Annotated in this window: 11 protein-coding genes and 1 other annotated feature; of the genes, 6 read left to right on the forward strand and 5 right to left on the reverse strand. The window is 28.0% G+C overall.

Annotated features, from left to right (window positions below; genetic code table 11):
* Positions 1 to 114: 114 nt before the first annotated feature.
* Entirely contained in the window at positions 115 to 1,359 is a 1,245-nt protein-coding gene (locus tag TR13x_RS04195; protein WP_054870648.1) for an MFS transporter, read from the forward strand.
* Positions 1,360 to 1,394: 35 nt separating this feature from the next.
* Here TR13x_RS04195 and TR13x_RS04200 read toward each other — a convergent pair whose 3' ends face one another.
* Positions 1,395 to 2,246, reverse strand: a complete 852-nt coding sequence (locus TR13x_RS04200) for a DegV family protein (protein ID WP_054870649.1) — start codon at positions 2,244 to 2,246, stop codon at positions 1,395 to 1,397.
* 222 nt (positions 2,247 to 2,468) lie between these two features.
* On the opposite strand from TR13x_RS04200, the gene TR13x_RS04205 reads away from it, so the two are divergent.
* Together TR13x_RS04205 and TR13x_RS04210 are read left to right on the forward strand one after the other, a co-directional pair.
* Positions 2,469 to 3,305, forward strand: coding sequence for a DegV family protein (locus TR13x_RS04205; RefSeq protein WP_054870650.1), 837 nt, complete (start codon positions 2,469 to 2,471; stop codon positions 3,303 to 3,305).
* A gap of 150 nt (positions 3,306 to 3,455) precedes the next feature.
* Entirely contained in the window at positions 3,456 to 4,220 is a 765-nt protein-coding gene (locus TR13x_RS04210; protein WP_054870651.1) for a TIGR00266 family protein, read from the forward strand.
* A gap of 60 nt (positions 4,221 to 4,280) precedes the next feature.
* Here TR13x_RS04210 and TR13x_RS04215 read toward each other — a convergent pair whose 3' ends face one another.
* From TR13x_RS04215 to TR13x_RS04230, 4 genes are read right to left on the reverse strand one after another with little or no spacing between them, the layout of a single operon-like run.
* Positions 4,281 to 5,144, reverse strand: a complete 864-nt coding sequence (locus tag TR13x_RS04215) for a DNRLRE domain-containing protein (RefSeq protein WP_054870652.1) — start codon at positions 5,142 to 5,144, stop codon at positions 4,281 to 4,283.
* 40 nt (positions 5,145 to 5,184) lie between these two features.
* Complete coding sequence (locus TR13x_RS04220) at positions 5,185 to 6,960, reverse strand: DNRLRE domain-containing protein (RefSeq protein WP_054870653.1); 1,776 nt, start codon at positions 6,958 to 6,960, stop codon at positions 5,185 to 5,187.
* Positions 6,961 to 6,997: 37 nt separating this feature from the next.
* A complete protein-coding gene (locus tag TR13x_RS04225) occupies positions 6,998 to 8,794 on the reverse strand; it encodes a TPR domain-containing glycosyltransferase (protein ID WP_054870654.1) in 1,797 nt (598 codons plus the stop codon).
* Positions 8,795 to 8,853: 59 nt separating this feature from the next.
* Entirely contained in the window at positions 8,854 to 9,576 is a 723-nt protein-coding gene (locus TR13x_RS04230; RefSeq protein WP_054870655.1) for a DUF6385 domain-containing protein, read from the reverse strand.
* 118 nt (positions 9,577 to 9,694) lie between these two features.
* Here TR13x_RS04230 and TR13x_RS04235 point away from each other — a divergent pair, with 118 nt between their 5' ends.
* The 3 genes from TR13x_RS04235 to trpS all read left to right on the forward strand — a co-directional run bounded on the left by TR13x_RS04235 (position 9,695) and on the right by trpS (position 12,837).
* Positions 9,695 to 10,249 (forward strand): class I SAM-dependent methyltransferase, encoded by a 555-nt coding sequence (locus tag TR13x_RS04235; RefSeq protein WP_054870656.1) that lies wholly within the window; start codon positions 9,695 to 9,697, stop codon positions 10,247 to 10,249.
* 1 nt (position 10,250) lies between these two features.
* Entirely contained in the window at positions 10,251 to 11,504 is a 1,254-nt protein-coding gene (locus tag TR13x_RS04240) for a glycosyltransferase family 4 protein (RefSeq protein ID WP_054870657.1), read from the forward strand.
* A 71-nt stretch (positions 11,505 to 11,575) separates the two neighbouring features.
* Positions 11,576 to 11,781 (forward strand) — a binding site (T-box leader).
* A 54-nt stretch (positions 11,782 to 11,835) separates the two neighbouring features.
* Positions 11,836 to 12,837, forward strand: a complete 1,002-nt coding sequence (gene trpS, locus TR13x_RS04245; protein ID WP_054870658.1) for a tryptophan--tRNA ligase — start codon at positions 11,836 to 11,838, stop codon at positions 12,835 to 12,837.
* The last annotated feature ends 24 nt before the right edge of the window (positions 12,838 to 12,861 follow it).

Genomic DNA, 12,861 nt, shown 5'->3' on the forward strand with positions numbered 1-12,861 from the left:
TGTAAAATTGGCAAAATATTAAGAATATTTAATGAAATATAGTTATTATAAGATTGAAAAGAGTATATAGTTGTTATATAATGTAAGGAAATTTATTGAAAAGTGAGGGATACTATGGGGGTGTTTAAAAGGTTTAATAATTATCGAGGATTACCGAGAAGTATATATATAATATTTTTAGCTCGAATAATAAACAGTATGGGGGCTTTTGTTTATCCTTTTTTAACTTATTTTTTTGTTGAAAATCTAGGGCTTGGAGAACATACAGCAGGACAATATATTTTATTAGCTTCAACAGCTTTTGTACCTGGTTCATTAATAGGAGGGAAATTAGCAGATCATTTTGGTAGAAAGAAAATTTTGCTTTTTTTTCAAAGTTTGGCAGCTTTAACATTAATTCCATGTGCTTTTTTAGGAAATTCTATGATGATACCATGGCTTTTAATTTTATCTAGTTTTTTTAGTGGAGCTGCAAATCCTTCGAGTGGAGCAATGGTTACAGATTTAACTAATCCAAATAATAGACAAGAAGCTTTTTCTTTACTATATCTTGGTACAAATTTAGGAATAGCTGTTGGACCATTGATAGCTGGATTTCTATATAATAATTATATAGAATGGATTTTCTTAGGTGATGCTATAACTACATTTATTTCTTTGATTTTAGTTTTGATTTATGTTGAAGAGACTATTCCTTCTGAGGATGAAGTAAAAGATTCATTCAATAAGAAAGATGATGAAAAAGCTGAAGAAGGAAATTTAATTTTAGTTTTACTAAAAAGACCAGCTTTATTAGCATTTTCAGCAGTATCAACTATTTATTCATTTGTGTATTCGCAGCATTCGTTTAGTATACCTCTTCAAGTAAGAGAAATATTTGCTGCTAACGGACCGAAAGTATTTGGATGGGTTATGACAACAAATGCTCTTTCTGTAATAATTTTAACTGTTTTTATAACTGTAATTATGAGAGATAATAAATCAACAACTAATATAGCTGTAGCTGGAATTTTTTATGCTATAGGCTTTGGAATGTTATATTACATTAATAGTTTTTATCAGGTTATATTATCTACAGTTATTTGGACAATAGGTGAAATACTTATTGTTACAAACTCAAGTGTCTACATAGCAAATCACACACCAATTTCACATAGAGGTAGATTTAATGCAGTGCTGCCAATTATATCTGGGTTTGGATATGCTGTAGGCCCTGTAATTATGGGTAAATATATAGAAGCTAATAGTGTAAGAATGGTTTGGCCGATATTATTTGCATTATCATTAGGAGCTACAACTTTAATGTATTTACTTTCTTTAACTGAAAGAACTGAAGTGCGGCTTGTTAAAGATAATTAATATAATTTACTGTATAATAAAAGGAGTAGAAAGTTCTACTCCTTATTTATATATAATATACCTACAGTATTAGGACCACAGTGACTTGAAATTACACAACCTGCATCTGTGATAATAACTTCTTTAACATTTAAATTGTTTTCAAGTTCATTTCTTAAATAAAGAGCATCTTCATATCCCATAGAATGAGTTACTACAATACGGTCTAAATCTATATTTTCACTTTCTCTAATTGTATTTTCTAGCATTTTATTAATTATTTTTCTTCTTTTACCTCTAGCTTTTTGCCCTAATATCATTGTACCATCTACTACTTTTACTATTGGTTTAATTTTTAGCATACTTCCTACAAAACTTTGTAGAGCAGAACATCTTCCACCTTTGTATAAGTAATCAAGTGTATCAATAACAAAAGATGTTTTTACTAAAGGTACTTTACTTCTTAATTTATCACCGATTTGTTTTATTCCTAAACCTTCTTTTGCATAATCAACAGCTTTTAGGACTAACAGGCCAATGCCTGTTGAAAGATTTAAAGAATCTACTATTTCAATTCTGTTATTTGGAAATTTACTAGCAGCAATTTTTGCATTTTGTAAAGTTGAAGATATCCTAGAAGATAATCCAATATATACAATATCTTTTCCTTCATCGATGTATGGTTTAAAAGCTTCATAAAAATCAGTTGGTGAAGGTGCTGATGTTTTAGGTAATATTCCATATTTATCAACTAAGTTATATAATTCTTTTGTATTTATATCTACTCCGTCCTTATATACTTCGTTACCAAAGCTTACATAAAGAGGTACTACAGAAATATCGTGTTTTTCAAGAATTTTACCCGAAAGATCACAAGTACTATCAGTAAATATTTTTATGCTATTCATTTTGCATTCCCCCCTTTTATTTTAAAGCAATTATTCATATTAATTATATTATAAAAATCCAAGAATATATTAAAGTTTAAACGAAATTAGGTAGGGTAAATTATAAATAATAAATAAAGGAAAGCAAATAATATTTTTAAAAGATATTTTAAAATCTGAATTGTAACATTATACTAAATAGTATAATATAGATATAAGTATATAAATTGAAAGGGGAATTTGATGAGTATTAAAGTTATTGCCGATAGTGGTTGTGATTTGAACGATAAGTTAAAAAAAGAGAGGGAAATTGATATTGTTCCTTTATCGATACAAATTGATGATAAACATTATAAAGATGATGAACAATTAGATATAAAAGATTTATTGAATCAAATGAAAAATAGCGTTAATGTTCCTAAAACAGCAAGCCCTTCACCTATGGAATTTATAAAACGATTTAAGGAAGCTGAAAGTATTTTTGTAGTTACATTGTCATCTTCATTGAGTAGTACTTATAATAATGCATTGATGGCTAAAGAAATGTATAAAGAACAGTTTCAAGATAAATTTATACACGTTTTTGATTCGCTGAGTGCTTCGGTTGCAGAAACATTGATAAGCCTAAAGATATTAGAGCTTGCTAAGAAAAATTACAAGAACTTAGAAATTGTTGAAAAGGTAAATGAATATATTAATGAGATGAAGACTATGTTTATTTTAGAATCTCTAGAAAATCTTATAAAGTCAGGTAGAATGAGTAAACTTAAAGGCAGAATAGCAACAGCTTTAAATATAAAACCGATTTTAGGTGGAAATAAAGAAGGTAAAATTGAAATGATAGATAAGGCGAGAGGTTCGAAAAAAGCATTTAAAAGGTTAATTGAGTTGATAGGTGAAAAAGGTGAAAAGTTAGAAGAAAAGATTTTAGGAATAGCTCATTGTAATTGTTTGGAGAAAGCAGAAAAATTTAAAGAAGAAGTTATGAAAAGATATAACTTTAAAGACATTATTATTGTAGATACTGGTGGAATAAGCACAGTTTACGCAAATGATGGAGGTTTAATAATAGCCTTTTAATGACAAGCCCACGATGTTTTAATCGTGGGTTTATGATTTTATTTTAATAATAAAAATTGACGTATACTTAAGAAAATGTGGATATATTTTTTTAAATGATGATATAATTTAAATAATAAAGAGACTAATATTATGAAGGGTGGTAAATATATGGGAGATATCATTGATTACAAAATTTATGGAGACGATATGCAGATTGTTGAAATCGAATTAGATCCTAATGAGGGAGTAAGAGCAGAAGCGGGTGCTATGATGTATATGGAAGACGGTATAGTTATGCAAACCTCTACTGGAGGAGGATTGTTTAAAGGTTTCAAGAGGATGATTACAGGAGAGAGTTTTTTTATTACAACATTTATGTATCAGGGGAGAGGAAAGGGGCATGTTGCTTTTGGAGCACCTTATCCTGGAAAAATAATACCTATTCAATTAGAAAAATATGGTGGAAGATTTTATTGTCAGAAAGATGCTTTTTTATGTGCAGCTAGAGGAATTGATATAGATGTAGCTTTTACAAAAAGGTTAGGAGCGGGATTTTTTGGTGGAGAAGGTTTTATACTTCAAAAATTAGAAGGTAGTGGTATGGCTTTTATTCATGCAGGTGGTACAATTATAAAAAAGGAGCTAGCTCATAATGAAACTATACGTGTAGATACAGGATGTATTGTTGGTTTTGCACCAACTGTTGATTATGATATTCAATTTGTTGGAGGGTTCAAAAACGCATTGTTTGGTGGAGAAGGTCTTTTCTTAGCTCAGTTAAGAGGACCTGGAGAGGTTTATTTACAAAGCCTACCTTTGTCGCGTTTAGCTGATAGAATATATGCAGCAGCACGTTTTAATCAGGTTGGAGAGAAAAAGGGAATAGGAGGAATTGGTGCAAGTATTTTAGGGGAAATATTTGATGGAGATTAAAAGGACTACGACTGGTAAATAGCCAATGACTATGCAGTCATTGGCTATTATTGTTGAATATTAAAATTGTCCCTGAAGATAAATATCTATGCTGGTCGGTTTATCGATTTTAGCAGATTTATAAGCTAATCTACTATACATAGATAAAGTTTTAGGGAATATGGCAACTATTTGATTTGGCCTTACAATAAAAGTTTCTGAATCATTTATCCAATCAGTAGAATTTGGACTGATTTGTAATATTACTTCCACATCATTAGTATTTCCTATATTTTTGGCAAACCAAGTATAATTAGAAAATTGAGATACATCGTATGGTTGAGTATATTTATAAATATTAGTAGTTAACTTAATTATATTTTCAGAGGAAACAAAAAGTCGATTGTCTAGAGAAGCAGGATTATCAAGTATAATTTCTAATTTAGGATAATATTCTCTAACACCGCAATTTTTACTGTAAAAAGCTACTAGGGAATCTAAATTTTCATCAAGAGATTTAATTAAAAATCCATAATTTGGGAAGTTGCCATAGTAGCAATCTTTTATTAATTCAGTTATATCAGCTTTTATATAAGAATTTATTTCATCATTGATAGTTATTGTTGTATAAGGTATAACATCTATAGATGGCTGATTGCTGTAATTAACATTATCTTCTTCAAAATTTTCTAATAATCTATTTATTGTGAATTTTTTTGGAAAAGTAGGATTATCGTTTCTTATAATAAATAGAAGTATTTCAGCTTTACTAATATAAAAACCAGAAGGGATATTAGACAAGTCAAAATACAATAAACTCCTGTAAATTATACTACCTAAGTATTTGCCGATAAAAAGGGCATAGTAATTACTAAAATTTTTATTAGGATAATTACTTGCTACAAAGGTATCTTTTGTAGTATATTTTTTTATTGATATTGGCATTTTTAGCCCTCCAAACTTAGTTTATTAGTTTATTGTTATACTAAAACTTTCTAAGCTTTATCATACAATTTGTAAGCATTTTACTTCCTTCAATATCTATTTTTCCGAAGATTTTTATAGACCTAATAAATTCTTGGTAAGCTAAACTAAAAAAATCATTTTCATAGTATAATTTAGCTAATCTTAGAAGTATTTCATCATTGTCGATTAGATTTAACAATTCTAGTGATTTTTCAAAAACTTCAGGAGTAGAACTGATAAGTAAAATATCTAATACTTCGAAAATTATATCAAGGTATTCTGCCGATTCTGTTTTATCATAACTCAAAGGATTTGCTTTCTTATTGTATATCAAATTCTTCAACTCATTATATACAATTCTATATTTTGAGTTTTCCAATTCTCTAGCTTTATTTAGAAGTTTATTAGCTAAATTTAGATTGTTGTTTAATATTGAACATAAAATCATGTTGTAGAGTGCTTTATCATATTTATTTCCTTTTTTTATGTTTGCAAAGAAGTCATAAGCTTTATTATAATTTTTTAAATACAATAAACACATTCCTATAGAGAAACTTAAATGATCTGAAGTGTTAATAATTTCTTTAGCTTTTAAGTAATATTCATAACTGATACTATATTTTTTTAAATCAAAAAAGATATCACCTAAGATAATATAATCATCAGCTTTTAAAACATCATCAAAATAACTTTCTATTTTATTTTTTATATAATGAACTTCTTTTTGATTTTTAAATAATATTTTAGATATTAAAGCTAGTGCTTTCTTATATTTAGGTTTTATTTTTACAGTTTCTTGACAATAGTAATTAGCTTTTTCAAAGTCTTCTATATTAAAATATATCTCTGCTAATTTATAATAGGCATTATAACTTCCAGTTCCTATTATGAAATTAAAATGTATTGGAGGTTCACCTAAATCTATGCATTTTTTGAAGCTCTTTATTGCCAAAGTGATAAGATTTTTCTTCTCGTATATACATCCTCTTAAATATTCTAAATCCGTAAACTTGGGAAAATAACTTAGACCATCACTGATTACATTTAGTGCTTCTTCAAATCTATTTAGTTTATCTAAGGTTAATACTAGATTAAATAATAGTCTAGGAGTATATTTTTCTCTTGGATTCATCTTGTCGAGAGCTTTATTGTAAAATTTCAAAGCTGTATTATAATCTTTGTATTCAAAGTATTTATTTCCCATATTAAAATATGCTTCAGATGAAAACTCATTTTCTGATTTTGTAAAATATATAATGTCATTTAAATTTGGATTCTTAAGAATTATTTTCAATTTTGGAATATATGATTTTTCTTTACTTTCTTTACTAAAGAATGCTATAAGTGAGTTTATACTTTCGTCATGAGATTTTAATAATAATCCATAATTTGTGTGTTTACCTTTATACCATTCTGTAAATAGACTTGTTATATCAATATTAATAAATGTATTTATCTCATTAGAAATAGTAAAAGTGCTATAAGATTTTTCATATGTTTTTGGTTGAGTTTGAAAAGTGGTTTTGTTGTTAAAGCTGTCTAGTAATCTAAATACCTCAAATTTTTTTGCATAGTTTTTATAATCATTTCTTATTAAATATAAAACTAAATCTGCTTTTTTAACTATATAATTAGAAGGTAAGATTGAAATATCAAATAATAACAAACCTCTATATATTGCTTTATTGAGATACTTTCCTATAAACAAAGCATAATAATCGTCAAAGCTGTCTAACGGCATATTACTGTTTATTGTAGTATCTATTATTGGTGTAATTACATATACTTCTTGCATATTTGCCTCCTTATGAATTTTTTATTGTAAAATAAGATTATTTATTCAAATATAATATTTTCATCATCATTTTTAGACCTTCTATATCAATCTTATTAAAAATCTTTATTGACCTAATAAATTCCTGATAAGCTAAGTTGTAATAGCCATTGTAGTAATATAATTTAGCTAGTTTAAGGAGAACTTCATCACACTCGATTAGGTTTAAAAGTTGAAGAGATTTTTCAAATATTTCAGGAGTTGATGCTATTAGAAGTTTTTCTAGCAAAATAAATATCAAATCGACATATTCTTTAGATTCCTCGTAATTATTGCTGATTGGATGACATTTTTTGTCTTGCAGTATTTTACTTAAAGCTGTATATATCTCTATTGTTTTACTATTACAGAATTTTTTAGCTGACATTAATAGCTTAACAGCATTATTAAAATTAGTGCTTAAAATGTTACATAATATTTTTTCATACGTAGCTAATTCATAATACTTACCTTTTTTAATTTTATTAAAGCATTTTATAGCTTCTTTGTATTTTTTAAGATTTAAAAGACATTTACCTTTAAAGTAAAAGAGTTTTTCATTTTCTCCAAGATTTTTTTCAGCTTTTTTAAGATAATCGTAAGCAATATCGTATTTTTTTAGGCTAAAGAATATATCTGCTAATGTAATATAAGCAAAACCGTTTAAATTTTTACCGAAGAAACTCTCTAATTTACTACGGATTTCATTTGAAGTATATTTTTCCTTTGCTAATATTCGAGAAATTGTGTAGAGTGGGACAAGAAAATCTGGCTTTGATTTAAGTGTTTCAATGGAATAATAATAAGCATTATTGTAGTCTTCTAGTTCAAAATATATTTGCGATAATGCAAAATTAGGTCTATAACTACCAACACCAACTATAAAACTTAAATGAAGAGGAGGCTCGCCTAAAGAAATACACTTTTTGAAGCCTTTTATTGCATTTAAATAGTTACCAAGTTTATAGTTTAAGCTTGCTTTTATAAATTCTAAATCAGTAAAATTTGGATAATATTTAAGGCCTACTTCTATGATTTCGAATTCTTCTTGATGTCTATTTAATTCATCTAATGCCATAACCATTCTGAGTAAAAGTTTTGGTGAATAACCTATAAAGGGATTAAAATTTTTATATGATTTTTTATAATATTTTAATGCAGAAGTGTAATCGCCTAGTGCAAAATATTCATTGCCTAAGTTAAAAAGATTAAACCCATTATTTTTATCTTTTTTAATTAGTTTTTCTAATATATGAATATTTCTTTTTCTCTTTTTTTTAGTATCTATATTTTTATTTAAATAACCATAGTGATAGAACCTAACTTTTTCTATACATATTTTTTTATTTTTATTAAAATTATTACTGTCAATGTGAATTTGCTCATGTATTGCTCCTTGAAATTTAATACCTTTATTATTTCTTATTAATCTAACATTTAAATTACTTACTATATCATGCCCAGGTTTGTCACCAACATAGCTTAAAGTTTGTAAAAAATATACATCTACTTCTGGATTATTAAGCAACTTTAAAAGCTTTGGTTTATCTTGAGCTTCTAGTTCATCATCTGCATCCATGATTAATATCCATTCTCCTGAAGCCTTATCAATAGAAAAATTTCTTGCATCACTGAAATTGTTATTCCAATCAAAGCTGAAAATTTTAGCTCCATATTTTTTTGCAATTTCAATAGTATGATCAGTTGAACCTGTATCAACAATAATTATTTCATTAACTATATCTTTTACGCTTTCAAGACACCTTTCTAGATTATCTTCTTCATTTTTAACAATCATACATAAGCTTAAAAGCAAGCGAATCACTCCTTATAATATGCCAGCTACCGGAAAATCCGATAGCTGCATTATAATAACTATGCGTGTGCATTATAATAAACTTCTATACTTGTTGTATCAGATGGATTATAATATAACCTTGTATATTTGAGGAATTTTTGAGCTACTAAGATAGCTTTTTCGCCTGCAGGAATATTTATTTCGCCAGATGAATCGTCCAAGAAGTAGTCATCACTGTTAGTTGGAGAAACCTGGAGTTTAACTGAAACCGAGGCACTTCCAGTATTCTTTACATAAAATGAATATACATCATGTTGAGAATTATCAATAGTTAAAGCTATACCTGTGCTAGAAATACTAGTTAGCGTTGTATTTGATTCAGTGAAATAGCACCCAGCTTTAATCACACTGTCAGTTGCACCAGATAAATTTCTGATATCAAAATCCACAGCAGTAACAGTAACGGAATCTGTTGCAGCAGATAAGTCACGTATATCAAAGTCGACAGCAGTAACAGTAACGGAATCTGTTGCAGCAGAAAGGTCACGTATATCAAAATCCACAGCAGTAACAGTAACGGAATCTGTTGCAGCAGATAAGTCGCGTATATCAAAGTCAATAGCAGTTACAGTTACAGAATCAGTGCTTCCGGAAAGATTTCTAATATCTAAATCTGTTGCTGTTATAGTCACATTTCCATTTGAATCAGTAGCGATAGGAGTTGCAGTGCCGCCAAAATTACCATATATTTGAGTTTTGAGTTGACTAGCTACATTATTGAATACTATATTATTAGGCATCGTTCACTCCCTCCTAGATGAATATTTTGCCTATTACATGATATTAATTAAAGGTAATGACGGTGTCAAAAAGTTTATTAAATAACATATTATATTATAACTACAAGGAGGGATTGTAATGCCAACCAGTTATCATGGTCAAATTTCTTTAATATTAGACTTTGTGTTACATGAAAAGCCAAATAGTATACTAGACATTGGTATAGGTTTTGGTAAATATGGAGTCTTATTGAGGGAATTACTAGATATTTCTAAAGAAAGATATGAGAAGAAATATTGGAAAATTAGAATCGATGGTATCGAAGGGTATGAACATTATAGTAATCCTATTTACAATTATGTGTACGACAATATTATTATAGGAGATGTTCGCAAAGTAATAAAAAATATTAAGAACATATATGATATTGCTTTACTGATTGATGTTTTAGAACATTTTGAAAAAGAAGAGGGCAAGCAAGTACTTTATGATATTCTTAAAATATGTAAAGTTTTAATCATTTCTGTACCAGCTATTCCTGCTGATCAAACTTATTTAGATAATGATTTAGAGATACACAAAAGCGTATGGCTTCCAAAGGATTTTCAAGATTATAAAGTTAAGAAGGTAGATATTGTACCTATGACAATAATGAATTCTTCTATAGTAGTCATGATAGAAGGATGTGACTAATATGCTTGATTATGAAAAAGTAAAAGCTTATCACTATAATAAGAGATTAAAAGAACTTGCAAAGCTATTTTACGATAGAAATCCAATTTATGATCTTAATACTGGTATTATCGATAATGATGAAGTGAAAATAAAAATAAATCTTATGAAACTAGATATATTAAATTATAAATATGTCTATGAAACATTTGAATACTTGAAAACTAAAGATAAAAAAAGAGTTGCATATTTATTACCTCATAATTTTTTGACAGGAGGTCTTAAAATTATAATAGAGCAAGCCAATAGGTTGCTTTTAAATGGATATGATGTAACTTTATTATGCCATATGCCTAAGCCTGATTGGATTGATATAAAATGTAGATATGTTCAAGTCATACCTGATAATACATTAGCAGAATTTGTTCATAATACTGATATAGTAATAGCTGGTTATTGGGATTTGATAGTAGATGCTATGAAAACTGATGCACCATTAAAATATTATTTTGCACAAGGGGATATCGATATATTTGAATATGAAAATCTAAATCCATTGTTTAGAAATTTATGCTATACAGCTCATCAATTACCTGTCAAGATTCTTACAATATCAAAGATAATGGAAACAAAAATTAGAGAATTGTATAATAGAAAGTCTGAAATAATTCCTAATGCTATTGATAAGAAGTTTTTTTATCAATCAAGTCATAAAGAAGATGCTCCGAAAAATATTTTGATTGTAGGGAGAGATAATTTATTATTTAAAGGAACTGAAGATATAATTAAAGCTTTATATTTATTAAAATTAGATGGCTATGAGTTAAAAATAAAATGGGTTACACCAACTCTTCCTACTAAAGATTATTCATCTTTACGACTAAATATTGAATATATCATACGCCCAACGCAGGAAGAATTAGGTGAAATTTATAGAAATTCAGATATTTTTATATCAGGTTCATATTATGAAGCGTTTTCACTTCCACCTTTAGAAGCTATGGCTTGTGGAACAGCTGTTATAACTGCTTCTAATGATGGAGTTAAGGAATATGCAATTGACAATTATAACTGTCTTATGTATAAGCCAGGAAATGTTAACGAGTTAATATTAAAAATTAAAGAATTAATTAAGTCAAAAACTATTAGAGATAAAATTGTGATAAATGGTTTAGATACAGTAAAAAAATTTACATGGGAAAGGTCTATTAAAATTCTTGATAAAGAAATTAATACAGATATAAAAAACTTAAAATTAGCTTTATTGGAATTGTAATGAATTTAATTTATCTATTGAATTATATTGAAATGATGAAATATTATGTTATAATAATTAATAATATTACATTAAAAGCGATGACTAAGAGTAGTAGGCATATACCTAACTAAAGCGATTCGAGGATGGTGGGAGCTCGAAGTTAAGGGTATGCTGAATGGACTTAGGAGTGTGGATTCGAATTTAAGTAGAATTCAACGCATGCCTGCGTTATAGGCCAAAGTGGACACAAAGTCAAGTAGAGTGGTACCGCGGAAGCTAACCTTTCGTCTCTATAAATTAGAGAAGAAAGGTTTTTTTCATAGATTAAAAAGCAAAGGAAGGTGAGAAAATGAACGATAAAAAAGTGATTTTAAGCGGGGTTAAACCTTCAGGAGAATTGACACTTGGTAATTATTTAGGAGCAATAAAAAATTGGGTAATGTTACAAGATGAATATGATTGTTACTATTGCATTGTTGATTTACATGCTATTACTGTACCTCAAGTACCAAAAGATTTAAGGAGAAATACTTTGGAGATTTTAGCACAGTATATTGCTAGTGGAATAGACCCAGAGAAAAATACTATTTTTATTCAGTCCCATGTTAGTGAGCATGCAGAATTAGCTTGGGTTTTTAATTGCTTAACTTATATGGGTGAATTAAATAGAATGACACAATTTAAAGAAAAATCCAGAAAAAACGAAGCTAATCTAAATGCAGGGTTATTTACTTATCCTGTATTAATGGCTGCGGATATATTATTATATCAGGCTGATCTAGTTCCTGTTGGTGAAGATCAAAAGCAGCATTTAGAACTTGCTAGAGATATAGCTAAAAGATTTAATAATAGATATAGTGAAACATTTAAAATTCCAGAAGTTTATATATCTAAAGTAGGAGCTAGAATAATGAGCTTACAAGATCCTACAAGTAAAATGTCTAAATCAGATGACAATGAAAATGGGTATATTTTGCTTAAAGATAGTCCGGATGTTATAAGAAGAAAGATAAAAAGAGCTGTTACAGATTCATTGAATAGAGTTAAGTATTGTGATGAACAGCCTGGAATTAAAAATCTGATTACTATTTATTCTAAGCTTTCAGGTGATAGCATTGAAGAAATTGAAAAAAGGTATGAAGGGCAAGGATACGCAAAATTCAAGGCTGATTTAGCTGAAGTAGTAGTTGAAGGATTAAGACCTTTAAGAGAAAAATTTGAAGATTTAATGAAAAATAAAGACTATTTGGAGAAGGTTTATATTGAGGGAGCGAATAAAGCACAAAGAGTAGCAAGAAAGACTATAAGCAAAGTTTATAGAAAAGTTGGATTTATTCAGAGAAAATTTTAAAGGAATCCTGGTTTAAAGGATTCC

It is taken from the genome of Caloranaerobacter sp. TR13 (genome assembly GCF_001316435.1).
GTDB lineage: Bacteria > Bacillota > Clostridia > Tissierellales > Thermohalobacteraceae > Caloranaerobacter.